This is a genomic window from Dysgonomonas sp. HDW5B, assembly GCF_011299335.1.
In the GTDB taxonomy this organism is placed as follows: Bacteria; Bacteroidota; Bacteroidia; order Bacteroidales; family Dysgonomonadaceae; genus Dysgonomonas_A.
In genome coordinates this window covers 213,599-240,497 of sequence record NZ_CP049858.1, presented here as the reverse complement: position 1 = coordinate 240,497, position 26,899 = coordinate 213,599, and the positions used below count along the sequence as shown (strand labels likewise).

Below are 26,899 nucleotides of genomic sequence, written 5' to 3'. Positions count from 1 at the left end.
TAGAGTGTTACCGTGGAGTGTCATTGTTGTGTTCATTTTGCTATGTCCAGATGTCAACATTCTATACTAGAAATGCGTTATATTGTTAAATATTACACCATACATAAGTGATCCTTAGTAAGTATGAGTTCTTAAATTAATAGTTATGCCAACATTTGAAATAAAAATGCCCAAATTGGGCGAAAGTATTACTGAGGGAATTATCATCTCTTGGTCTGTAAAAGTAGGAGACACCATAGAAGAAGATGATGTCCTTTTTGAGGTAAATACGGCTAAAGTAAGTGCAGAGATTCCTTCGCCTGTAGCCGGTAAAATTTTAGAAATTCTTTTTAAAGAAGGTGACACTGTACCCGTAGGAACAGTTGTTGCGAAAGTTGAACTAGAGGGTGAAGATGCAGGAGATTCAGCAGCAGAAGCACCTAAAGCACAAGAGGCTCAAGCTCAACCAGAGAAAAAAGAAGCCGTAGCTCCGGCTCCCGAAGTAGCAGCACCAACTAAAAAACAAAGCAAGGAAGAAGGCCGATGGTATTCACCTGTTGTAACTCAACTGGCGAAAGAGGCTAAAATATCTCAAGACGAACTTGATAAAATTGCCGGAACAGGCTATGAAGGTCGTTTGAGCAAAAAAGATATTACAAAATATATTGACCAAACCAAAAATGGAGTTGTTCCAACTCCGGGAGCATCTAAACCCGCTGCAACTGCTGCAACACAGCAAAGTGCACCTGCCGCAGCTGCTGCACCTGCCCCCAAACCAGCTATTCCGGTAGCAGAAGGCGATAAAGTAATACCAATGGATTTTGTTGGTAAAATAGTTGCCGATCGTATGGTAGAATCAGTGAAAACATCTCCACATGTAACTACTATTATAGAAGTAGATGTTACTAAACTGGTGAAATGGCGTGCTAAAAACAAAGATGCTTTCCAAAAACGTGAGGGTATAAGCTTAACTTATCTTCCTGCCATAACAGAAGCTACAGCTAAAGCATTGATTGATTTCCCAAGAATCAATTCATCTGTAGACGGCTATAATATAATTGAGAAAAAACGTATAAATATTGGTATTGCAGTATCGTTGCCTGATGGTAACCTGATTGTTCCGGTAATTAAAGATGCTGATAAGATGAATATTACAGGATTGGCTACAAGCATAGATGCTTTGGCTCTTAAAGCTCGTAATAACAAACTTTCGGGTGATGACATCCAAGGTGGAACATTTACTATTACCAATTTTGGTTCGTTCAAGAATATTATCGGAACGCCTATTATAAATCAACCTGAAGTTGCTATTTTAGGAGTTGGTATTATCGAGAAGAAGCCTTCAGTTATTGAAACTCCTGATGGAGATGTAATTGCTATCCGTCATAAAATGTACTTATCGCTTTCATACGATCACCGTGTGATTAATGGTACATTAGGAGGAAATTTCGTAAAACGTATTGCCGATTATTTAGAAAATTGGGAAGCATGATTTGTTGAAAAAACAATTCTGCAACCGAAAAAAAATATATAATGAAAAAATTATTTGATATAAAAACCACAGATAAAGACACCCTCCATAAATGGTTTTATCTGATGACACTAGGACGTGCTATTGATAATAAAGCTCCCGCATATTTGCTTCAATCATTAGGCTGGTCATACCATGCACCCTATGCAGGGCACGATGGTATTCAGCTGGCTATGGGGCAGGTATTTGTGAAAGGCGAAGATTTTATGTTTCCATATTACCGAGATATGCTTTCAGTATTGGCAGCAGGAATGACTGCCGAAGAAATAATTCTGAATGGTATATCTAAAGCTACAGATGTGGCTAGTGGCGGTCGACATATGTCGAATCACTTTGCTAAACCCGAGTGGAATATAGAAAACGTTTCGTCAGCAACAGGTTCGCATGACCTTCATGCAGTTGGAGTTGCTCGTGCTATGGTTTACTATAAACACAAAGGTGTTGCCTATACTTCACACGGAGAGGCATCTACATCCGAAGGGTATGTATACGAAGCTATTAATGGAGCTAGTACCGAGCGTTTACCTGTAATATTTGTTATTCAGGATAATGGTTACGGTATATCTGTGCCTAAGCATGAACAAACTGCTAATCGTAAAGTAGCAGATAACTTTGTAGGTTTTAAAAATTTGAAAATTATTCACTGTAACGGAAAAGATGTATTCGATTCGATGAATGCGATGACTGCTGCCCGTGAATATGCTATAACTACAAGTAATCCTGTTATTGTACAGGCTAATTGTGTGCGTATGGGATCACACTCAAACTCTGACAAACAAACATTGTACAGAGATGAGCATGAGTTGGCGTATGTAAAAGAAGCCGATCCACTATTGAAATTTCGTCGTATGCTGTTGCGTTACAAACGTTTTACAGAAGATGAATTGAAACAAATAGAGGCAGATGCTAAAAAGGAATTAAGCCAAGCTAATAAAAAGGCAATCGCTGCTCCCGATCCCGACCCTGCAACCATTTTTGATTTTGTTTTGCCGGAACCGTATCATCCTGTAAAATATGTGGATGGAACACATAATGAAACCGGAGAAGTAAAGAATCTGGTTACTGCTATTAACGAAACGTTGAAAGCTGAATTCAGATTGAATCCCAATACTTTCCTTTGGGGACAAGATATTGCAAACAAAGAAAAGGGTGGGGTATTCAACGTATCTAAAGGTATGCAACCCGAATTTGGTGAAGGACGAGTTTTCAATGCTCCTATTGCCGAAGATTATATAATGGGTACTGCAAACGGTATGAGCCGTTTTAGAAAAGATATTCGAGTTGTGGTAGAAGGTGCTGAGTTTGCCGATTACTTCTGGCCGGCTATCGACCAATACGTAGAATGTACTCACGAGTATTGGAGAACCAACGGACAGTTCTCTCCGAATATCACGGTACGTTTAGCTGCCGGCGGTTATATTGGAGGAGGTCTTTACCACTCTCAAAACTTGGAAGGTGCATTGACTACTCTGCCCGGAGCACGTATTGTATATCCATCTTTTGCAGATGATGCAGCAGGATTGTTGCGTACAAGTCTAAGATCGGAAGGCTTTACTTTGTTCTTCGAACCTAAGGCACTTTATAATGCAGTAGAGTCTTCGACAGTAGTTCCGGACGATTTCGAAGTACCTTTCGGAAAAGCACGTATTCGTCTTGAGGGTAGCGATATTACCATCATTACTTATGGTAATACGACTCATCTTTGCTTGGACGCTGCCGAACGTTTGGTAAAAGATAATAATTATTCGGTGGAAGTGATAGATCTTCGTTCACTTATACCTCTTGATAAAGAAACAATTGCCGAATCTGTAAAGAAAACAGGTAAGGTATTGGTTGTACACGAAGATAAAGTCTTTTCAGGATTTGGTGCAGAAATAGCAGCATCTATCGGAACCGAACTATATCGTTATTTAGATGCTCCTGTTCAACGCGTGGGATCAACATTTACTCCTGTAGGATTCAATCCGATATTGGAGAAAGCAATACTTCCCAACACCGATCGTATTTATGCAGCAGCTAAAGAATTATTGGAGTTTTGATAAAAGAAAAACTGAAATAGAATACTAACTATAAACGTGTGCGTCTAATGAAAAAGATAGGTTTATTTTATGGTACTAGTACTGTAAAAACAGCAGAGATAGCTAAGAAGATACAAGCTGCATTCGCAGATACTACAATGGGAGTTGTAGCTATTGAAGAAGCTTGGAGAAAAGACTTCGAAGGCTATGATAATATTATTCTGGGAACATCTACCTGGTTTGATGGTGAATTGCCGACATATTGGGATGAAATTCTTCCAGATCTGGATGATTTAAAATTGAAAGGTAAAAAAGTAGCCATTTTCGGTCTGGGAAATCAAGTTGATTATCCTGAGAATTTTGTGGATGGAATCGGGCTTTTGGCTGAAACATTCGAAGCAGGAGGAGCTACTATTGTAGGTCTTACTTCTACCGAAGGCTATACTTTCGAAAAATCGAAAGCTCTGAGAGATGATAAGTTCCTCGGATTAGCTATTGATATAGATACTCAAGCAGATAAAACGGATAAACGGATTTCTGACTGGGTTGCTCAATTAAAGAAAGAGTTCAGCTAAATAAAGATAGTTATACTTCAATAGAATTTAAATTAAAACATTCAGAGTAACCATTGGTTGCTCTGAATGTTTTTTGTGTTGTGATGTCAATAGTAGCAAGAGGGGAAACAGCAAACCGTCACTTACTTCTGGTTTTCAGATAAATATTATCAGGATTTTATATAGATGATATTTTAGAGAGATTTTGATCATTTATTATAGCCGAATCTTAAATATTTTTATATTTTTAATTAACATTTTTTTTGCTAATTTTGAATATCATTGAACTTGTAAATTATGCAAAAACTAATATCATACCCACTTTCAGTTATTTATTATCTGCTTTTTTTATTGACATTATTAATCTTTCATCCTATTCAGTGGATATGTTTTAATTGGTTTGGTTACGATGCTCATAAGAAGAGTGTGGATATTTTAAATTTCTTTTTAACGCTCAATACGTATATCCTAGGAACAACATATAAAGTCGAAAATTTGGAACGTCTACCACAGGGGGTACCTATTATTATAGCAGCTAATCATCAGAGTTTATACGATATTTCAGGAATTTTGTGGTTTATGAGAAAAGTGCATCCTAAGTTTATAAGTAAAATAGAATTAGGAAAAGGCATTCCCAGTATATCTTATAACCTGAATCATGGAGGTTCGGTACTGATTGATCGAAAAGATGCAAAACAATCATTATCGGCAATCAAAAAAATGGCGGATTATATCGAAACTACAAAGCGTACGGCTGTTATTTTCCCCGAAGGAACAAGGAGTAAAAATGGTCAGCCGGGTCCCTTTGCCGAAAATGGGTTGAAAATACTTTGTAAATACGCACCCTCAGCATATATTGTACCTGTAACCATTAATAATTCATGGAAAATGACGAAATGGGGTTCTTTCCCAATGGGGTTAGGGAATAGACTGACGTTTACAATTCATGAGCCTTTCGCAGTGAAAGGTATTCCATTTTCGGAAGCCTTCGAAAGGGTTGAAAAAGAAGTTGTTGAAGCAATTACTTTGTAGTTTTTATACTTTTGCTTTCCGTGATATAGATAAAATATATGAGTCTTAGATATAGGTGTTTCATAAAGTGAAAAAGGTATTGCTACCGCATATATTTATTATCAATCAATTCCTTTTATAGCGTAATCTTAAATTAAGTCTTGGAAACCAACTGTATTAAGACCCATTCTTTCATTTTATTTTATATTGAATCTTTGTTCGTCATTTCTAATTTTTTTCGTAAGCTTATCTAATTTTTTTCTCGGGATGAGTACTCATTATGGTAATTTGGAAATAATCTTAACTTTACTCTAAATCTTCCTTTTTTACAATTTATTTATTAGATCTGAAAATAGGAAGTTTTTAATAAATAAGATTCATTTCTAATATATATTATAATGTCTATAAAAAATATTCGCCTCGAAGTTATGCGCTTCTTGGAAAAAAATGTCGATACTTTTATCGATCAATATTTAATACCAATTGAAAAAATCTGGCAGCCGACAGATTATCTACCCAATTCACAAAAGGAAACTTTCTTTGATGAAGTTACGGAGCTACGTGAGTTGGCGAAAGATTTACCTTATGACTTTTGGGTAGTATTGGTTGGAGATACCATTACCGAAGAGGCTTTACCCACGTACGAATCGTGGTTAATGGAGGTAGATGGTATTGATAATGTAGAGCGCAATGGCTGGTCAAAATGGATCAGGCAATGGACTAGTGAAGAGAATCGTCATGGAGACTTATTAAATAAATATTTATACCTGTCGGGCAGGGTAAATATGAAAGAAGTTGAGATAACTACTCAACACCTGATAAGTGATGGCTTTGATATAGGTACAGGACGTGATCCGTATAAAAACTTTGTATATACCAGCTTTCAGGAATTAGCGACTTTTATATCGCATAACCGAGTAGCAGAGCTGGCTAAAAAAGTCGGAGACGACAAATTATCGCGAATGTGTAAGCGTATTGCCAGCGATGAGATGAGGCATCACTATGCATACAGCGAGTTTGTAAAAAGTATATTTGAAGTTGATCCAAGTGAAATGATGCTTGCTTTTCAATATATGATGAAACAAAAAATAGTTATGCCTGCTCACTTTTTGAGAGAATCAGGTCAAAAAATAAGTACGGCATTTGAGCAGTTTTCTAATGCAGCACAACGCATGGGGGTTTATACTGCCAGCGATTATGTAGACATTATGCAGAAGCTGATAGACAAATGGCAAATTGATAAAATATCAGGATTGACAGATGAGGCAGAACGTGCTCGTGATTTTCTAATGAAATTACCTGCTCGTATGGCCAAAATCTCAGAGCGACTGGTCGTTCCTGTTGATTCTTACATATTTAAATGGGTACAGCCTGCTGTGAAGTAAAATATTCATTATTAGTATAATAGGGGAGCTTTGTAAAGAGGTTCCCTTTTTTATTTTAGAATAATTCCTATTTTCGGCTGCAACTCTTATTCTAAAAATAATAATAACTGTTATCTTTAAAAGATTATAACCGAAATAATTCTAAAATAACATGCAAAGACAATCTTCTAAGTTTATCTTATTTTTCCTCAGTTTATTCTTTTTGAGTGTTAACCTATCTTCTCAGCAAATAAATTCTGATGTGCTGTATAAATTAGTGAGTCCTTCCGGCTTGGTATTAGATAATACGGGTACTCTGACTAATAGTGCTCAGTTGTACTTGTCTAAAGATAAAAAAGGAAATGAGGGACAGGTTTGGAAAATTACCAAACTCGAAAATGGTTATTATACAATAACTAATCCTTTTATAAACAAGAATATTGATAACGATAATGTTACTTCAGGAAATGGCAATGCTGTTGTACAATGGGATGCAAGCAATTCGAATGAAAATCAGCAATGGAAATTTACTGTAACAGGTACGGGGGCTTATGCTGTTACGCACAAAAATAGTGGAATGACTTTAGCTTTTACAGGAGAGGATGTCGAGGGATCAAAGATATATCAGCTACCAAGCTCATCTCAGTTATGGAGGTTGGTTCCGACAAGTCTCAAAGCTCCAAAAGAGATAAAAGTAAAACGGAGTAAAAATGACTGGGAAAATGAAACCATTTTTGCTATCAATAAAGAACCGGGGCATGTGACTTATGTTCCTTTTCCATCCGTAGAAAGTTTGAAAGCTGATAAAAGCTTTGACCAGCCTTGGTTGGAACCTTCGTCATCGTTCTATCAATCATTGAACGGTAATTGGAAGTTTAATTGGGTGAAACAGCCATCGGAACGTCCTGCGGATTTTTATAAAATGAATTATGATGTATCTTCTTGGAAAGAAATTCCTGTACCCTCTAATTGGGAAATGCATGGGTATGGAACTCCTATTTATACAAATATAACTTATCCTCACAAAAATAATCCTCCATTTATTCAACCTCAAAGAGGATATACAAATGAAACGGAAGTTAATCCCGTAGGCTCGTATCGCCGTAATTTCTCAATCCCTTCGGATTGGGATGGAAAAGAGATTTTCCTACACTTTGATGGTGTGTATAGTGGGCTTTATGTATGGATTAATGGTAAAAAAGTAGGGTATAGTCAGGGTGCAAATAATGTTGCCGAATTTAATATTACCGATTATGTAAAAGTTGGCGACAATACAATTGCGGCAGAGGTATACCGATGGACAGATGGTAGTTATATCGAAGATCAGGATATGTTTCGTCTGAGTGGAATCCACAGAAGTGTATTTGTATATGCTACTCCTAAAGTACATGTGCGTGATTACTTTCTTTTATCAGAATTTGTAGGGGACGATTATAGTTCAGCAATTTTTAGGGTAAAAGCATCGGTGAAAAATTATGATCAAAAAGCTTCGCAGGCTACCACAATGAATATTTCTTTATTAGATGGTTCAAGTAAGGAAGTGGCTAATCTCACTCAGGTTATTGGAGCATTGAAGAATGGGCAAGAGCTAAATTACGATTTACAGACAAAGGTCGATAATCCGGCTTTATGGTCGGCTGAGAAACCCAATTTATATACTGCTATCGTAACATTGAAAGATGATAGTGGAAAAGTTTTGGAAGCAATGTCTTCTAAATTCGGATTCAGAAAAATAGAGATAAAGAACAAACGTGTGTATGTAAATAATGAGCAGGTTTTCTTCAAAGGAGTGAACAGGCACGATATCCATCCTCAATATGGAAAAGCCGTACCTATTGAATCTATGATGCAGGATATAGTCTTGATGAAACAACACAACCTGAATACTATTCGTACCAGCCATTATCCGAATGATCCGCGTATGTATGCGATGTTTGACTACTATGGGCTGTATGTTATAGATGAAGCTGATCTGGAAAATCACGGAAATCATTCGATCAGTGATATGCCTAGTTGGTTGCCTGCATTTAAAGATCGTGTAGAGCGTATGATTCATCGCGATAAAAATCATCCATCTGTTATCTTTTGGTCAATGGGTAATGAAGGCGGAAATGGTAAAAATTTTGATGAAGTATGTAAATTAACACGAACTCTTGATCCATCCCGTATAGTACATTATGAAGGGCGAAACGAATCGGCTGATATTGATTCACATATGTATCCTTCATTGGAGCGAATGGCCGCATTTGATCAGCAAACATCAGATAAGCCTTATTTTTTGTGTGAATATGCTCATGCGATGGGAAATGCAGTTGGTAATTTGGCTAAATATTGGGATTATATCGAAAATAAATCGCAACGTATGATTGGCGGATGTATCTGGGATTGGGTAGATCAAGGTATTAATATGCCCGGAAAACCTCAAAGCCAGTATTACCTTGGAGGTGATTTTGGTGATAAACCCAATGATTTTGATTTTGTCTGTAATGGTCTTACAACCCCCGACCGTAGAGTTACAGCCAAATTGTTAGAGGTGAAAAAGATATATCAGTATGTTAAGTTCAGACCACTGTCTTTGGTTAGTGGCAAAATTGAGATTGAGAATAAATATGACTTTACCAATTTGAGTGATTTTAATATTACTTGGGAGGTGATTAAAGATGGAGTGAAATCCGAATCAGGTATGATTGAATCTCTAGATCTTTCTCCCAATCAGAAGACTGTAATTACATTTCCGTACAATAAAAATCTAGAGGCAGGCAGCGAATATTTTCTGAATATATATTTCAGTCTTAAAAATGAAACTAGTTGGGGTAAGTCTGGACATATTGTTGCAAGTGAGCAGTTTGCTCTGAATGACCGTCAGCCCTTGTCGAATATAGATGTTTCTTCCATGCCGGAGATAGCGGTTACAGAACAGGGGAATAATCTAAATATTAATGGTACTGGATTTAAAACTGTCTTTGATATAACTCAGGGAAGCATGACTTCTTTGCAATATAATGGACAAGAAATGATCTATAGTGGGAAAGGATTTAATTTGAATTGGTATCGAAGTGTAAATAACGATAAATATACTGATCAGAGCTATCATTCAACAACCAATGATAAATCGATATTTAGTTATCAGGTAGCTAATGATAAAAAATCAGTAACGATTATAGCTAGTACTGTTGCCACTATTGCCAGTGAAAAACCGGTAAAAATACCTTATCTTATAAAGTATACTGTTTATTCTGATGGAACAATCGACGTAGATGCCTCTTTTAATTCGGCTTCAATGGGTTCTATCGTTCGCCGATTAGGTTTGCAAATAGTTTTACCTTCGGGTATGGAGAATATCCGTTATTATGGACATGGACCTCATGAAAATTATTCGGACAGGAAACATGCTGCTTTTATAGGCGAATATGCTACAACAGTTAAAGGAATGGAAGCAGAGCACTATGTACGTTCGCAAAGTATGGGCAACCGCGAAGATATCAGATGGGTTGAGATAACTAATCAGAACAAGCAAGGTTTAAAGATATCCTCAAAAGACAAACTTGGTTTTGCAGCTTTGCATTTTACAGATCAAACACTATGGGATGCAGTACATGATTTTAAATTGGATGAGCTACGCAAGCCCGAAATTTATTTGAGTCTGGATGCTATTCAGCAAGGGTTGGGTAATGCCAGTTGCGGACCTCTTCCATTGTCAGAATATATGATTCCTGCTAATGCCAATATTGGTTATTCTTTTAGAATACAAGCCGTAAAATAAATAAAGTGCAGGCTCAATAATGATGGTGTTAAAAGAAAGCTGGTCAAAAATAAAGGTGAATCGGTAATATCTGTAAAATCAGACTGATTCAAAATAGTTTTTGTGCAGTGAGGTCGTAAGTAGAAATACATAGTTTACAATGCTCAATATTAGAATAATGAAAGTAAAATACTATATAGAATTGTTATTTGTATGTGTCTCATCTTTAGCTTTTTTATCTTGTTCAAATACTATCGACTGGGCGAATAAAACAGAGGTGATACTTCATCATGACATTTTAAAGAATGCAGAATGGGCAATGTCTGAGAATCCTCAAACAATCACAGATTTTAGATGTGACAGGAGTGCAGGAGGTATACATGATTTTTATTCCGAAGGCGATTATTGGTGGCCTAATTCTGAAGATCCCGATGGTCCCTATATTCGGAAAGATGGACAGACTAACCCCGATAACTTTGTGGCTCACCGATTGGCAATGATTCGTTTCAATAAGATAGTAGGAGCTTTGGCCTCTGCCTATTTAGTGACAGGAGACGAAAAGTATGTAAAACAAGCTTTTGTGCACATAAATGCATGGTTTACCGATTCTTTAACTCGAATGAATCCTAATTTATTGTATGCACAAGCCATTAAGGGAGTTACCACCGGAAGAGGAATTGGAATTATAGATACTATTCATTTGATGGAAGTTGCACAAGGTATTATCTGTATGGAGAATGCTGCTTGTGTAGATAAAGAAAATCTCAGAGCAATCAAAAACTGGTTTTCGGAATATACAAATTGGATGACTACGCATGAGAATGGTATTGATGAGATGAATGCACAAAATAATCATGGGGCTTGTTGGGTAATGCAATTGGCTGCTTTTGCTAAATTGACCGAGGATAAAGATAAACTAGACCTCTGTAGAATCCGATATAAGAATATATTACTACCACAACAAATGGCGGAAGATGGAAGTTTTCCACAGGAAATAGCCCGAACAAAGCCTTACGGATATTCCTTGTTCAATTTGGATGTAATGACGACTATATGTCAAATATTATCTACGTCCGATGACAATTTATGGGAATACACTACTTCTGAAGGGGTAAATATGAAAAAGGGGATTGATTTTATGTATCCATATATCAAAGACAAAACTAGCTGGACTTATCCTCAGGATGTGATGTATTGGGATAATTGGCCGGTAGCACAGCCATCATTGTTGTTTGCGGCAAAAGCTTATAATGACGAAACTTATTTTGATTTGTGGAAATCTTTAGACCACAGCCCTGCTGTTGAAGAAGTAGAGAGGAATCTTCCTGTAAGAAATCCTCTGATTTGGCTTAAATAAAAAAACAGACTACATTTTGAAGTGGTGTAGTCTGTTTCTCCGAATGTTGAGAAGATACTTATTCTATATTGGTAGAAGGATAAAATCTTTTTACTAATACGTCTCTAATAACCAGAGTTAGCCAAGTACCCATTACAAATGGAAAAGTAAGTACAGGCAAGTCGAGACGTAGCATAATTTCTTCGGTTATACCCGATAGCAGGACGGCAATAACGACATAGAGTCCGTTAATTTTCTTTGGTCCTGAGAATACTATTGCACATAATACTGCATTGAAACTAAACATCCCCAGTTTTACGTCTTCGATACGATCTTTTAGTAAAATGGCTACTATAACTCCAAATAAAGCACCAAATAATCCATATAATGCAGCAGTAGGAGAACTCATATATACAGCAATAAAGAATATTACTCCGGATATAAGACTGCCTTGAAAAATAACTTCACCAAACCCTAGACCATAGTCGAGAAGAGAGAATGGATGGTAATGAATAAGCTCTTCTAGATAGTCAGGAGCAGCATCAGGGATAGGTGCTACACTATGGAATACGTATAATGATATCCAGGTTAGAACTATAAAAGGAAAGGTAAATACCGGAATTTTCTTCTCCAGACAGAAGTTCATGATGAGTGTACTTACAGCAGATAATACAATAATTGAAATCCAAATAGTTATGGTTGGTTCAAAAAATGCAATGAGTGCGACTCCCACAAGTGTAGCATTAAAGCCATAAAGCCCCGAGTTGATATTATCTTCATTAAATTTTAGAACTTTAGCAGTTAATGTTCCTACTAAAACAGCAACTACTGCCGCAACCGCCATTAAAGGCGAGTTTATAAGAATACCGATAAGAAATAGTAAACCGGTAAGCGCATTATTTTGTAGCATAATTTGTCCTATACCTTTAAGGTAGGGATCCCAGAAATATACTTTATCAGTTTTCATTGTTGTGTTTATTAAAGGTGAGATTCGAATATTTATTACTAGAATAAAACAAGTGGGCTTATAATTCCGATAAGTATTTGTCCGGTATTATAATTCGATTGGTTAAGATGGTTTTGAGCATAATCAGTGAAATTGTTATAACGCCCTACATAGGCTGCAAAAAGTTTTACATTATAGGGCTTATATACGTGGTATTCAAGAGCTGCAGTAAAACCCCATTGAGTTCTGATGCGATCGGTTTTATCGGGGCTGTTATCAGGGTTTCCATCCCAATAATTGGAATTTGTCATACCCATAATCGTAGTACTCCATCTTGGAGCGAAGAAATATTCGGCTCTCACCCAATGTTCCATATATTTTACATCTTGCGCTCTGTGGGCAAAATTATATCCTAGTATATTACTTACAACTCCCGTATTATCTAAATCTTCGGTACTGTATTTGAAATCATATTGCAGCGTTAAGTTTGGTAACTTAAGTTGGTTACCTAATGCTAGTAGATTCCAATGTTGATTTTTTGCTAAGTTATATATACTATAACTCCACATTGTACTGAACTTGCTGTCGGCAAAGTTACCTTTCCAGTTAAAAGTTCCTCCTAAAGGAGCTCTGGCAGCCTCAACTCCGGGAGTATCTCCATAACGCCATTCGAATGAGCGGCTGTTGGAATTTACAATTTGAACGGTTAGGCTCTGGTCGGGAACAACATCCCAACTGGCTTTCACACCTGATAAGAAAAAGTCTCCATATTGTACCATATCATTGTAAGTATACATATAGACCGGATTCAAGAATAACTCATAACTACCCCATTCCGATAGCATCTTACCTGCAGTAAGTGAGAAGTTGGGAGATACGTCGTAGCTAACATTAGCCAAATCAATAGAGTGTTTCAATCCGTCTGTTGTATTTGGATCACTGGAGTTATTAGAGTATCTGTCTCTAAATGTAAAACCAATTTTATCTGTAACTTTTCCCGATATCTCCAGGCGAAACTCGTTCATTTGAAATTTAGAATTTTCAAAATTGCTATTGGTGAAATTACTATTCAATGCAAACCGCATATTTGCGATCATATTTACATTCTTAAAGTATTTTCCCTTATTCAAAGAAATAAGAGGTTGATTCGGGGTGTCACCGGGATCAAACTCCGAATTTGTATCCTGAGCAAATGTGTAGTTGCACAATAGGACACTGAGAAGTATTAAAATAATCTTTTTCATAAAATCTTGTATTAATGTTTGTAATCAGTCCTAAAAGTATATTATTTGTAAAATGCTAAGAGTTTAAATTACCAGTTCCAGAACAACATTCCGGCACCACAAATTGTAACAACTCCACCTCCAATTGCATACGAATAACGTTCGAGTACATTTGTTTTTAGCATCGAATAACCGTAGTATCCTAATAAAACGATACTTAGCATAGTGAATACAGTTGTAAGCGTAAAAGTGCCAATGATTAATAATATTTCGGTAACCGAACGGGTCACTCCCGAGTAGAAAAGAAGAGGGATAATAGGTTCGCTTGGGCCCATTACAAAAATAGCGAGCAGAATCCATGGAGTAACTTTAACTCTGTTTTGCGGATATGTTGTTTCGCCGTGTCTATGCGAATACACATAAATATCTTCGCCACTATATACATCGAAGTGTTTGTGAGGCTTGTTTGTATATGCTTTGTATAGTCCCCATAAAAGATATACTGCTCCTAAAATAAAAAATCCCCAGGCTGCTATATTCCCTCTGACACCCTGAAACCAATCTAATTTTGACAACTGCCAGCCTAGTACTAAACCAATAAGTCCGATAAGTACGGAACTTAACACATGTCCTATTCCACAGGCGATTGTCCACATAGCTGTAGTAAAGATTGACCATTTTTTTGCACGCGAAAAAACAATGAAAGGCAGATAATGATCGGGGCCCGATGCTGTATGTACAAAACTAATGGCGATGGTTGTTAAGAGGAGAGTCAATAATTCTGCATTCATATACTTTTCAATTTAGAGATGAAACTATCTTCTCAATTACGATCAGAGGTTTTTCTATAGGGTGAGAAGCAGGAGTATTTAATTCCCATAAGTACTTTTCGATTTTTTTAAATAAATCAAGAAGTTGTTCCCCTCCATTTCCTAAAACTCTAATTATTATAGAATTGCCAATCGGTTGAGATATTCCATAAATGATGTTATCTTCTTCAGACAACAAGTCATGTATATATTCGGCGTGACTGCTAATATCTTCGTTGCGAGTGTTTACATGCAGTAAAGTTGCTTGGTGTGTATACCCTTCGAGCTGTCCCATAGAATGTATATTCATCAATGCCGGCTCTATCAGTATGTTATCTTTTATAATTAGTTTGTTGTTGTAGTATATCTCGGTCAGATTTTGAAATTGCTTAAATAAGAATGCCTCTCCCGAATGTTTTCGTCCACAAGTAATTATCTCCCCGTAAGTGAATATGCTTCGTTTATCCATATACACACTATTATGAGCTTTAAATATCGATGCTTCGTGAGGAACTATCGGGTGTTGTATATAACTTATTTCGCTGTTTTCATGTAATTTAATAACCATCTTCTGACTGGCACCGTCTTTCATCTTAAAGAGTCGTTGATAAGACTGTGTTTGAAGCTGAAGTCTGGCATCTGGTTCGGTAATTATTTCGATATCGTAGCAGTCGTTATCAAGAATGCCCGGTGATGAACTCATAATCATCAGATAAAGAGCCGGATCGGGTCTGTTTTCTCCAACGTTTGCTAACCTGAATGGGCGGGTAAAGTATGTATCTTTAAGATACGTTTTCCCTTCTTTGTATCCTATTTTTAAATCAAGCTTATTGATCATGGTATAAACGTTGTAAAGAGGTTCTGGTATATCTTTTGAGTAAACGGGCAATTTTATTTAAAGAATTGCCCGTTTGATTATTTAGGACTTATCGAATCAATTTTGCAGGTTCTTCGATATTTTCAAGCAATGCATATTTTTTCAGCCATGCAATTACTGTATCTAAGCCTTCTAATGTCATAAGATTTGTAAATACAAAAGGAGCACCTTTTCTCATTTTTTTAGAATCGCGTTCCATTACTCCCAAATCGGCAAGTACATAGGGTGCTAAGTCTATTTTATTGATAACAAGAAGGTCTGAACGGGTAATTCCGGGACCACCTTTTCTTGGTATTTTATCGCCTTCGGCTACGTCAATTACAAAAATGGTAACATCTGCCAGATCAGGACTAAAAGTTGCCGAAAGGTTATCACCTCCACTTTCAATAAAGATGATCTGAATATCATCAAATCGGTTTGCCATTTCTTCAACAGCTTCAAGATTCATACTGGCATCTTCTCGTATGGCAGTGTGAGGGCATCCTCCGGTCTCCACTCCGATGATACGGTCTTGAGGAAGCTGACTGTTTTTTGTCAAGAACTCAGCATCTTCTTTTGTGTATATATCGTTTGTAATAACGCCTATACTGTATTCATGCATTAATTTACGTGAAAGGCGTTCTAATAGTGCTGTTTTACCTGATCCAACCGGACCTGCTACGCCTACTTTTATATATTTTCTCTTGTTCATATCCTTTTGTTTTTTATTGAATTTTAATAAATGGTATATCTTAACTTATTTGTTTTCCTTGTTATTGTTTACCTATGACATATATAATCTCGAATACAACCGCTCATGTTCCATACAGCGGATATCGAATCCAATATTACATAGTCCGACAAGACTCCTATCTAGGATTAATACCTGTGATACTGTTGATTGGATAACATCTTGCATTTTATATAAAATATCTTGTCCCGAAAGTTGACTTAGAGGAACCAGTTTGACAGCATTTGTTACCATTCCTACTGCTGCATTATATAAGAATGCATATATTGCTTCAGAGATAGGGATTTCAAACAATGCAGCATATAATCCAAACATAATTGAGTAATGCCCTTCGGCATCTTGTGTCGTAATGGCTGCCTGATATTTTGCTATAATAGGTGATGTGGTTTGCCTGTCAAATATTTTCAGAAGCCTTATACCCAATTTGCGGCTGGCCTGTTTTATCTCTATGGGGGCTTTTAATGCTGCACATTCCTGATCGAGGGCTATAAGTTCTCGAATATCATTACGTAAAGCGATTTCATACGCCAACTTTACAAAGGATGCATCATTATATAGTATATTATTGGTAATCATATTATGTACAAATACCTCAGTAGAGGCATCATCTTTTACTATTTTGTTTTGTACATATGTTTCCAATCCGTTCGAATGGGAATATCCTCCAATTGGTAAGGTCGGATCGCATAGGTGTAGTAATTTCCCCAGATAAGCATTCATAGTTGTATGGCTTTATTTATTTACCTAATCCCATTATTTTCGAAAAAATAGAACTTCCTTCTCCATGCGAATGTCCATGGCTGTGTGGTTGTACACTAGCATTAACTATATTTAGCAGCTTCGTGTGTACTTTGTGTGTATGGTATCCTGTTGCTACTAACCATTTAAAAATGGGTTCTTCGTACGGAATAAGTACTGCATCATTTTGAATAAATACTGGTAAGTGCTTATTGCCTATTTCATAACATACACTACCCATTTCTTGCATTGTATGGGGTGTAACCTCTATGGCATCGCATGGTAATATATCTATTGCTATTATTTTGTTTTCATCCATGTAAATTACATCATCCTGATGAAGTCGTTGTCCTTCTTTTATAAATCGTATGGCAACTTCGGTTCCTTCCTTTGTTTTGCGGCGTTGGATGCGTTTATTGGCTTCAAACCATTCAATTTGAACTAGTTCAACTTTTCGGTTTGTTATTTCTATATCTTTCAGATTGCCTATGATTTGTTCTATTACCATGATATCTTTCTGTTTTGAGGTTGTCTGCTTAGTTTTTTAATAACCGGAATGTTTTAAGTTTCATTCCGGTTATCTTTATTGAATTTTCCTTATTTTAGAAAAGGAAGTAACGTTGTCCTAATGGAACTGTATCCACAGGTTCACAAGTGATTTTAACACCGTCTACTTTTACTTCGTAGTTCTCGGGATTTACTGTAATCTCGGGTGTCTTGTCATTATGAATAAGATCTTTTTTAGATACATTTCTACATCCTGAAACAGGTAGAAGTGTTTTTTCTAAACCATATCCTTGTACAGTTCCGTTATCGTAAGATACTTTTGATACGAAAGTGATACATGTTTTATTAAGAGCTTTGCCGTATGCACCAAACATATTACGATACATAACCGGTTGAGGTGTAGGAATAGATGCACTAGGGTCACCCATACGTGCAGCAATCATCATACCTCCCTTGATAATAATCTCAGGTTTTGCACCGAATAAAGCTGGCTTCCATAATACGATATCGGCAAATTTACCGGGTTCAATTGATCCTACATATTGAGAAATACCTTGTGCTATAGCCGGATTGATAGTGTATTTTGCTACATATCTTTTTGCTCTGAAATTATCATTTCCTTTACCGTCGTCTTCAGCTAATGGGCCTCTTTGTTTTTTCATCTTATCAGCTGTTTGCCAAGTACGTATAGTTACTTCGCTGATACGTCCCATTGCTTGTGAGTCGGAACTCATGATACTGAATACTCCCATGTCGTGAAGAATATCTTCGGCAGCAATAGTTTCGGGTCTGATACGTGAATCGGCAAATGATACATCTTCGGGAATAGTACGTTTCAAGTGGTGACAAACCATTAACATATCAAGATGCTCGTCTATTGTATTTACTGTATAAGGACGTGTAGGATTAGTAGATGCAGGTAATACATTAGGATACATAGCAATCTTGATAATATCAGGAGCGTGACCTCCACCCGCACCTTCGGTGTGGAATGTATGTATTACACGACCGTTGATGGCGTTCATTGTATCTTCCAAAAATCCTGCTTCATTCAGAGTATCTGTGTGGATAGCTATCTGAACATCGTATTTGTCAGCTACTTTCAAAGCTGTATCGATAGTTGCAGGAGATGTTCCCCAGTCTTCGTGAAGTTTTAAGCCTAAAGCTCCGGCTTCTATTTGTTCTATTAGTGGGGCTTCGGTTGATGAATTACCTTTTCCGAATAGACCGAAATTCATAGGCAGACCTTCCAATGCTTGAAGCATACGCTCGATGTGCCATGGTCCCGGAGTTACAGTTGTTGCGTTTGTTCCGTCAGCCGGACCTGTACCACCACCTATCATCGTAGTTGTACCGCTATACAAAGCATGTTCTACTTGTTGTGGACAGATATAGTGGATATGTGTATCAATAGCACCTGCAGTAGCAATTAGACCTTGGCCTCCATGAACTTCAGTCGAAGCTCCAATAATCATATTTGGAGCAACACCATCCATTGTGTCTGGGTTTCCTGCTTTACCTATGCCTACAATTTTACCATCTTTGATACCCAAGTCAGCTTTTACAATGCCTGAGTGGTCTATGATGATAACATTGGTTATTACCATATCTAAAACCCCTTGATCACGCGTTGCTACACTTGATTGAGCCATTCCGTCACGGATAGTTTTACCACCACCGAATTTATTTTCTTCACCATATACGGTGTAGTCTTTTTCTATTTCAACAATTATTTCAGTATCGCCCAAGCGCACTTTGTCTCCTGTGGTCGGACCATACATTCCGACATATTTGGTTTTATCTATTTTCAGACCCATGGCTTATTTGTTTTTAAAGTTTTTACTTTTTAATAATTCAACACCGCGTTGTTTGTTGTATTCGAGTGAAGTGTCTCCATCTACTAAATTGTTATTGCCAAACGCACGGCGCAGGCCTCCATAGACAACCAGTTCTACTTCTTTTTCTTCTCCCGGTTCAAATCGAACGGCTGTTCCTGCAGCTATATTTAGACGCATACCAAAAGCTTTGGCACGATCGAAACTCATAGCTCGGTTTACTTCAAAAAAATGGAAATGAGAGCCTATCTGTACAGGGCGATCGCCTGTATTAGTCACTTTTACTTTTGCGGTTCTACGGCCAACATTACATTCAATGTCCCCTTTTGCGATAAAATATTCTCCAGGTATCATAATTTTCGAATTTAATTTGTTTAACGTATTGGAGTATGTACTGTAACTAGTTTTACTCCATCAGGGAATGTGGCTTCAATTTGTACGTCGGGTATCATTTCTGCGACCCCTTCCATAACATCATTCTTAGTGAGCAGGGTTGCTCCGTATTGCATCAGTTGTGCAACCGATTTTCCATCACGTGCTGCTTCGAGTAAATGACTCGAGATGTAAGCGATAGATTCGGGGTGGTTTAATTTCAACCCGCGTTGCTTACGCTTAGCTGCTACTTCTCCTGCCAGGTGTAGTAGTAGTTTTTCAGTTTCTCTTGGTGTTAAATGCATAATAGGGTATTTTTTTAATTGGATAATCAGAGTGAAATTTTGATAACTTCAAATTCGCTCTTTACTGTTCATTATAACATTTGTTGTGTTATAATGTTTTATGGGTATTGTTTTATTTTAATGCTAAAATATGTCAATTTGAGGTTTCTTGTTTGTGGGAGCGAGTTGTGGATATGTATGGTTTTGTTCTTCTCCGTGTTTTTATATTGTTTGTTTATAGTTGTTTATGGGGTTTTGTTCCTTTTTTTTCTGTTTTAGGATTTGTTGTATCTGTATTGGCTATATTTTTATAATGTCGTTTTATTCCTGATAGTGCTATCTTTTTGATAAATCGTAACACTTTTTGAAATCTGTTAATTTGCTAATTTGAGGAGAGTGGATAGTACACACCGATTTTAATCCATATATGATAATATTGATTAATATACTAGTTGATACTTTAACAAATAGATGAATGCGTTGTCTTATTGTTCTTTTAATTAATGTTGCTTTCTTGCTTAGAAGTTATACCCAATGCGTGCTCTGAAAAAGAAAGGAGTACCCGGCGTGAAATGTATCTCTTCTACACTGGTTGGTTCGTTATTTAATCTGGACTCTGTTGCGAACTGTGTTTCTTTCCATTTAGTATCAAATAAATTCTCGATACTTATTCCTGTTAATAATCCCTTGTATTGATAATTCAAGTTCAGATCAAATATAGCATATCCATCTGCTATAATTGAATTATCCTCATTAGCGGGGCGATTATTCATAAAACGAAATCTAAAACTACCAGAAAAACCATTCCAGTTATTTAATCCAATTCCGGCTGTACTCGTAAAATCGGGAGCAAGAGGTATGTAATTTTCACCTTTAGGTTCGTCAATAGTACGTGCAAAAGCATAATTAGCATCTGCATCTATAAATATCCAATTGTTTAATTGATAACGTATTCCCAAGTCTGCCCCCATTCTTCTACTTTTGCCACTTGGTTCTATGATACCAATGTCTCCTACATATACGAATTCTTGCTCAGAATATAAATACCATAATGCACTGTTAACAATGAGTCGAGGAATAGGTTTCCATATACTGCCAAGATCAGAACCAAATACACGTGGAACTGTTTTTTTATTCTTATCGGTAACCACTACACGGGTATCATTCGAATGAAATCCCATACCTGATTTTAGATAAAATTGAAGATTATCGCTTTCTGAATAGATAAAATTTAACTTAGGTGAAACTAGTGTCTTTTTTACTCCTTGATTTTTATATACACTGTCTAGTTTATCCTGATAATTAAATTGAAATTGGTCAATACGTAAAGCAGGTGCTATAGTAAGTTTACCTACCTCAAATTGCGAATTTATATAAGCAAACAGATTCGATTGATCTATATCCCCCAGCATTATACGATCAAGAGTAATGTATCGTTCTTTGGTTCTCGAAAGTTCGGAGCCTTTAGTTGCATCAGCGCGAAAGCCTACTCCGCCTTGTATAGATGTTTTGACATCTCCTAAGTTAAGCGTCTTTCCCCATTCGGTATTAAGTCCGAATATGTCTCTATTTTCTTTTTGTCTGATTTGATCTCCATTGATTGGGTCTTCGAGAAAGAAGGTAAAATTGGAGTATAATTCAAATTTATACTTACTGTAAAATGTATTTGCTTTGAAGTATGTATTATCATCAATAGCCTTGTAATAAGCGGCATTGATATTCGTTCTCGAAGTGTTTCCTCCTTCGGTATCATCTACTGCTCCAAACCAAGAAATGGTACCGTCATTAACAAGCCTCAATGGAATTTGTCCGGATGCATCCCATTTGCTGGTGAAGTGAGATACGGTTAAAGAGAATTTGCTGTTATCATTGAATCTGGAGGTATATTTTCCGAAAAGGTTTATTCGTTTAAAGTTTTGAGGAGCATCAAAAGGTCCATCAGTTAATAAGTATTCAGTGGCAATATAAGCGTCCTGATTGGCATTATTGTGGTCAAGAATATTGAACATCCCAATGATACGTCTTGTATTGAATTGTCCAAGTTCTAGACCTACACTACTTTTATCGAGTTTTTCTTTTGTTTTAAACGCAACATATCCGGCGGTAGCAAGGTCTCCTTTGTCGGCATAGTAAGGACCTTTTCCAAAATCTATTTGTTCTACTGTTTCGGGTATTAAAAAGTGAAGATCGGCGTAACCTTGTCCGTGTGCATGAGAAACCATATTGACCGGCATACCATCAACTGAGATAGCAATATCTGTTCCATGGTCGAGGTCGAACCCTCTTAAAAATAATTGCTCGGCTTTACCCCCTCCGGCATGTTGCCCTATAAATAAACCGGGAACTTTTCTTAATATTTCTTGAGAAGAGTTTACGGGTGTTACTTTGAGGTCTATAGCTGTAATGAAATTTAAGCCTGCAAGTTTAGGGTGTATAACTACTTCTTCGAGTCGAAGAACATCTTCATCAAGTACGATAGGTTCCGGGTCCGATAAATTGGCTTTAATTTCTTTGGTTTTATATCCTAGTCCTCCAATTGAAAGAATGTCGTTGTGTTGAGTTTTTTCGAGTGTAAATATACCAAACTCGTTTGTATGGGTATGTTGATCTGTTCTAATATTGAAGATTTGAACTCCTTCGATAGGTTTACCATTGAGATTAATAATTTTACCTTTTATAGTTTGTCCTAGAATCGGTAGAGTGGACGTAGCTATAAAGCCCAAAAGGATAAAAATGGAAAATCTCATAATGTTTGCTTATTAAAGGATGTTACTAATTAACATTTTGTTGTTATCTTTTGTTCGTTAAAGCTGAAAATAAAACCACTTAATTTAATTTAAGTTAAATTCAGAAATGGATAGAGTATTGTATTTTCGATAGCTTTACTTCTTAAAGAGAATTTCCTCTGGTCTTTTTTTATACGCCTGTCTTGCTAAAATTGGGATAAGCATAGTTAATAATTGTCTAGTGATTATTTCGATAAGCATTTTTTGTACAATAATACAGCAGATGACCAATTTATACCCCTAAAATGAACTGGAATTGAGTATTGTGTATTATCTAATATGATTATCTTAGTGACATTAATCTATTGAATTTAAATGTTATGAAAAAAACGATTTTCCTTATAGCGTCAGCTTTATTTATTTTTCTGTCAGTTTTATCTCAAACAAAAGATGTAATAATCCGTGTTCACCCCGAGCAAGGTAATCAACCTATAAGTAAGCATATTTACGGACACTTTGCCGAGCATTTGGGTTCATGTATATATGGAGGTTTATGGGTGGGCGAAAATTCTTCTATTCCTAATACAAAAGGCTATCGTACGGATGTTTTGGAGGCTTTGAAAAAACTTCAGATACCTAATCTTCGTTGGCCCGGAGGTTGCTTTGCCGATGAGTATCATTGGATGGATGGAATCGGACCTAAGGAGAATCGACCTAAAATGGTCAATAACAATTGGGGAGGTACAGTTGAAGATAACAGTTTTGGAACACATGAATTTCTCAATTTATGCGAACTGCTCGATTGTGAACCCTACATAAGTGGTAATGTAGGTAGTGGTACTGTCGAAGAAATGGCTAAATGGGTAGAATATATGACCTCAGAAGGAGATAGCCCAATGGCTAATCTACGCCGTAAGAATGGTCGTGACAAAGCTTGGAAAGTAAAATACTTTGGGGTTGGAAATGAGAGTTGGGGATGTGGTGGAGATATGCTCCCCGAATATTATGCAGACTTGTTTAGACGGTACGGGGTTTATTGTCGCAATTATGACGGAAATAAACTGTTCAAAATAGCTAGTGGTGCCAGTGATTATGATTATAACTGGACAGAAGTGCTTATGAAAAAAGCAGGAAATAAAATGAACGGATTATCACTTCACTATTATACTGTAAAAGGTTGGAATGGAAGTAAAGGCTCGGCTACCGATTTTTCGTCGGACGATTATTACTGGACAGTTGGTAAATGTCTTGAAATAGAAGAGGTAATCCAAAAGCATATGGCTATTATGGATAAGTATGACAAAGAAAAGAAAGTCGGTTTGATGGTTGACGAGTGGGGAACTTGGTGGGACGTTGAACCTGGAACTAATCCCGGATTTCTTTACCAACAAAACACATTGCGTGACGCATTCGTTGCTGCTCTATCCTTGAATGTATTTAATAAGTATGGCGACCGTATTCAGATGGCAAATATAGCTCAGATAGTGAATGTACTTCAATCTGTTATTTTGACGAAAGGCGATAAGATGGTGCTTACTCCAACGTATTATATATTCGATATGTACAAGGTACATCAGGATGCAACTTATCTTCCAATGGATATCCTGTCGGATACAAAAGAAATAAGAGGGCGTAACATTCCTTTGGTTAATGCATCAGCTTCACAGAAAAGCGGAGTAACTCATATTACTCTGGCTAATATTGATTTGGATGCAGAAAGAAATGTAAGTGTTGACTTTTCAAACCTGAATATTACCAGCGTAAGTGGTGAGATATTGACGGCAAATACAATTAATGACTATAATACATTTGAAAAGCCGAATGCCGTGAAACCTCAGCCCTTTGATGGAGCCAAGATTATAAATGGAAAGCTTAATATCAAATTGCCAGCCAAATCGATAGTCGTACTTGCGATAAAATAATCTAAGACTAAAATGAAAAGATTATCCACTTTAGTTTGCTATATCATATATGCAGCCTGTTTATGTGCCCAATTACCATCAAGAGTCCACTATTTCGATCTGAATGATGTAAGGCTTTCAGATAGTCCGTTTAAGCATGCAGAAGATCTGGATAGGCAGTACCTCATGGAATTAAATCCCGATAGGTTATTGGCTCCTTTTTTGCGTGAAGCCGGACTCGGCCCTAAAGCCAAAAGTTATACCAATTGGGAAAACACAGGTTTAGATGGGCATATAGGAGGGCATTACCTATCGGCTCTTTCGCTTATGTATGCGTCAACGGGAGATGTGCAAATAAAGCAAAGGCTTGACTATATGATAAGTGAATTGAAACGATGTCAGAATGCAAACGCAAATGGATATATCGGTGGTGTACCCGGTGGAAAAGCTATCTGGGAAGAAGTTGCTAAGGGAGATATAAGAGCCGGAAATTTTGACCTTAACGGTAAATGGGTGCCTTTGTATAATATTCATAAAACCTATGCAGGATTACGCGATGCGTATTTATATGCGGGAAATGAGGATGCCAAAGAAATGTTGGTGAAGATGACCGATTGGGCTATTCTATTGGTAGACAGTTTATCGGAAGAGCAAATTCAGGATATGCTGCGTAGCGAACATGGTGGATTGAATGAAACTTTTGCAGATGTAGCTGCCATAACGGGAAATGGAAAGTATCTGGCATTGGCACATCAGTTTTCTCATCAACAAATATTGAATCCATTGCTAAATCATGAAGATAAGTTAACGGGCATGCATGCTAATACACAAATACCCAAAGTGCTTGGCTTTAAACGGATAGCCGATCTTGAAGGGAACCAATCGTGGTCAGAAGCTTCACGTTTCTTCTGGGAGACTGTTGTTGAACAGCGTTCGGTTTCTATTGGAGGCAATAGTGCATTCGAGCATTTTCATCCGACAGACAATTTCTCGCGTATGATAAACGGAGAGCAGGGGCCCGAAACCTGTAATACGTATAATATGCTTCGGTTATCTAAAATGCTTTATGGAACATCCGCTGACGAGCGATATATTGATTACTACGAACGGGCATTATACAACCATATTCTGTCGACTCAAAATCCTCAACAAGGAGGCTTTGTATATTTCACCCAAATGCGTCCCGGACATTATCGGGTTTATTCGCAACCTCAGACAAGCTTCTGGTGTTGTGTAGGGTCGGGTCTCGAAAATCATGCAAAGTATGGAGAAATGATTTATGCTCATACCGATAACGAATTGTATGTAAATCTTTTTATTCCTTCTCATCTTAATTGGCAGGAGAAAAAGGTCGAGATTATACAGGAGAATTCTTTTCCGGATAAGGCACAAACTAAGCTCATCGTTAATCCTGAAAATTCAATTGCTTTCACCTTAAATCTGAGATATCCAGCATGGGTTACTAAAGGAGAACTAAGGGTAACTCTTAACGGTAAAGATTATCCGGTCTCTGAAAGTTCAGCAGGTTATGTGTCTATCACCAGAAAGTGGAAAAAAGGCGATACCGTAATCATGGATATGCCAATGCACATTACAGTGGAGCAATTACCCGACAGATCCAACTATTATTCAATCCTTTATGGTCCCATTGTATTGGCTGCCAAATCGGGAGACGAAGACCTGAAAGGACTGTTTGCCGATGATAGCAGGGGAGGGCATATTGCATCGGGAAGGCAAATCCCTTTGAAAGACATGCCTGTAATAGTAAGTGACCCTGACAAAATAACCTCTCTGATAAAGCCTGTATCCGGCAAGGCATTGACCTTTGAATTAACAGGATTGTATCCTGAGAAGTATAGAGACGGAATGGAGCTTATACCTTTTTTCCGCTTGCACGAATCCCGATACATCCTATATTGGGCACAGGCAACAGCCTATGAGGTAAAAGAGATCCAAAAGAGAATCGATCAGGAAGAACGCGAAAGGGTAAAACTCGATGCCATAACAATTGATAAAGTTATCTGTGGTGAACAGCAACCCGAATCGGATCATTTTATAAAGTTTGAAGACTCCAATACCGGTTTTTTCGAAGATATACATTGGCGTGACGCACGCGGATGGTTTAGTTACCAATTGAAAAATACCAATCGACAGGCTAAATACCTTTATCTGAAATATCTTGATGAATCTTCCGGTAACTTTGATATCTTAATTAACAATCAGCAGGTAGCATCAGTCACTTTAAAAGGTGACACAGGTGACAGTTTAAAGACGATTACTTATCCTATTCCTGAAAGTGAATTATCTAAAGATATACTAGTTGTAAAGCTTGTAGCACAACCGAAATCCAGAGTCTCTAAAATTGCCGAAGTGCGTATTCTGGATCAGAAATAGTTACACATGGTACACAAAAGGT

19 protein-coding genes and 1 pseudogene are annotated in these 26,899 nt (G+C 37.1%); 9 read left to right on the top strand and 11 right to left on the bottom strand.

The genetic code is table 11. The annotated features are described in order from the left end of the window. Positions 1–145 precede the first annotated feature (145 nt). The 7 genes from G7051_RS00920 (at position 146) to G7051_RS00890 (ending at position 11,556) form a co-directional block, all read left to right on the top strand. Positions 146–1,471 (top strand): dihydrolipoamide acetyltransferase family protein, encoded by a 1,326-nt coding sequence (locus tag G7051_RS00920; RefSeq protein WP_166197814.1) that lies wholly within the window; start codon positions 146–148, stop codon positions 1,469–1,471. 41 nt (positions 1,472–1,512) lie between these two features. Further along, a complete protein-coding gene (locus tag G7051_RS00915; protein WP_166197813.1) occupies positions 1,513–3,549 on the top strand; it encodes a thiamine pyrophosphate-dependent enzyme in 2,037 nt (678 codons plus the stop codon). Positions 3,550–3,596: 47 nt separating this feature from the next. Then, entirely contained in the window at positions 3,597–4,103 is a 507-nt protein-coding gene (locus G7051_RS00910; RefSeq protein WP_166109638.1) for a flavodoxin, read from the top strand. A 276-nt stretch (positions 4,104–4,379) separates the two neighbouring features. Further along, positions 4,380–5,114 (top strand): 1-acyl-sn-glycerol-3-phosphate acyltransferase, encoded by a 735-nt coding sequence (locus G7051_RS00905; RefSeq protein WP_166197811.1) that lies wholly within the window; start codon positions 4,380–4,382, stop codon positions 5,112–5,114. A 377-nt stretch (positions 5,115–5,491) separates the two neighbouring features. Then, the gene (locus G7051_RS00900; RefSeq protein WP_166109634.1) at positions 5,492–6,478 is read left to right on the top strand and encodes an acyl-ACP desaturase; all 987 of its coding nucleotides are present in this window, start codon (positions 5,492–5,494) and stop codon (positions 6,476–6,478) included. Between the two features lie 151 nt (positions 6,479–6,629). Beyond that, positions 6,630–10,220: a glycoside hydrolase family 2 TIM barrel-domain containing protein gene (locus tag G7051_RS00895; protein WP_166197809.1), complete on the top strand. Its 3,591-nt coding sequence runs from the start codon at positions 6,630–6,632 to the stop codon at positions 10,218–10,220. 157 nt (positions 10,221–10,377) lie between these two features. Continuing rightward, positions 10,378–11,556, top strand: a complete 1,179-nt coding sequence (locus tag G7051_RS00890) for an alginate lyase family protein (RefSeq protein ID WP_166197807.1) — start codon at positions 10,378–10,380, stop codon at positions 11,554–11,556. A gap of 58 nt (positions 11,557–11,614) precedes the next feature. Here the strand turns inward: G7051_RS00890 and G7051_RS00885 are convergent, their stop codons facing one another. From G7051_RS00885 to G7051_RS00835, 11 genes and pseudogenes are all read right to left on the bottom strand, one after another. Beyond that, a complete protein-coding gene (locus tag G7051_RS00885; protein ID WP_166197805.1) occupies positions 11,615–12,502 on the bottom strand; it encodes an urea transporter in 888 nt (295 codons plus the stop codon). 38 nt (positions 12,503–12,540) lie between these two features. After that, positions 12,541–13,725, bottom strand: coding sequence for a porin (locus G7051_RS00880; RefSeq protein WP_166197803.1), 1,185 nt, complete (start codon positions 13,723–13,725; stop codon positions 12,541–12,543). A 68-nt stretch (positions 13,726–13,793) separates the two neighbouring features. Continuing rightward, positions 13,794–14,495, bottom strand: coding sequence for a hypothetical protein (locus G7051_RS00875; RefSeq protein WP_166197801.1), 702 nt, complete (start codon positions 14,493–14,495; stop codon positions 13,794–13,796). A 7-nt stretch (positions 14,496–14,502) separates the two neighbouring features. Continuing rightward, a complete protein-coding gene (locus G7051_RS00870; protein ID WP_166197799.1) occupies positions 14,503–15,351 on the bottom strand; it encodes an urease accessory protein UreD in 849 nt (282 codons plus the stop codon). Positions 15,352–15,439: 88 nt separating this feature from the next. Further along, positions 15,440–16,081 (bottom strand): urease accessory protein UreG, encoded by a 642-nt coding sequence (gene ureG / locus G7051_RS00865; protein ID WP_166109620.1) that lies wholly within the window; start codon positions 16,079–16,081, stop codon positions 15,440–15,442. 72 nt (positions 16,082–16,153) lie between these two features. Next, complete coding sequence (locus G7051_RS00860) at positions 16,154–16,840, bottom strand: urease accessory protein UreF (protein ID WP_166197797.1); 687 nt, start codon at positions 16,838–16,840, stop codon at positions 16,154–16,156. A 16-nt stretch (positions 16,841–16,856) separates the two neighbouring features. Next, positions 16,857–17,366 carry an urease accessory protein UreE gene (gene ureE / locus G7051_RS00855; RefSeq protein WP_166109616.1) on the bottom strand — a complete coding sequence of 170 codons (510 nt, stop codon included), beginning with the start codon at positions 17,364–17,366 and terminating at the stop codon, positions 16,857–16,859. 94 nt (positions 17,367–17,460) lie between these two features. Then, the gene (gene ureC, locus G7051_RS00850; protein ID WP_166197795.1) at positions 17,461–19,182 is read right to left on the bottom strand and encodes an urease subunit alpha; all 1,722 of its coding nucleotides are present in this window, start codon (positions 19,180–19,182) and stop codon (positions 17,461–17,463) included. A 72-nt stretch (positions 19,183–19,254) separates the two neighbouring features. Next, a pseudogene (gene ureB / locus G7051_RS00845) lies at positions 19,255–19,554 on the bottom strand (urease subunit beta); the annotation flags it as partial. A gap of 20 nt (positions 19,555–19,574) precedes the next feature. Further along, the gene (gene ureA / locus G7051_RS00840; protein ID WP_166109612.1) at positions 19,575–19,877 is read right to left on the bottom strand and encodes an urease subunit gamma; all 303 of its coding nucleotides are present in this window, start codon (positions 19,875–19,877) and stop codon (positions 19,575–19,577) included. 497 nt (positions 19,878–20,374) lie between these two features. Beyond that, on the bottom strand, positions 20,375–22,603 hold the full coding sequence (locus G7051_RS00835) for a TonB-dependent receptor (protein WP_166197793.1): 2,229 nt from the start codon (positions 22,601–22,603) through the stop codon (positions 20,375–20,377). A 359-nt stretch (positions 22,604–22,962) separates the two neighbouring features. Here G7051_RS00835 and G7051_RS00830 point away from each other — a divergent pair, with 359 nt between their 5' ends. Further along, the gene (locus tag G7051_RS00830) at positions 22,963–24,504 is read left to right on the top strand and encodes an alpha-N-arabinofuranosidase (protein WP_166197791.1); all 1,542 of its coding nucleotides are present in this window, start codon (positions 22,963–22,965) and stop codon (positions 24,502–24,504) included. A 12-nt stretch (positions 24,505–24,516) separates the two neighbouring features. After that, positions 24,517–26,877, top strand: coding sequence for a glycoside hydrolase family 127 protein (locus tag G7051_RS00825; RefSeq protein WP_166197789.1), 2,361 nt, complete (start codon positions 24,517–24,519; stop codon positions 26,875–26,877). The last annotated feature ends 22 nt before the right edge of the window (positions 26,878–26,899 follow it).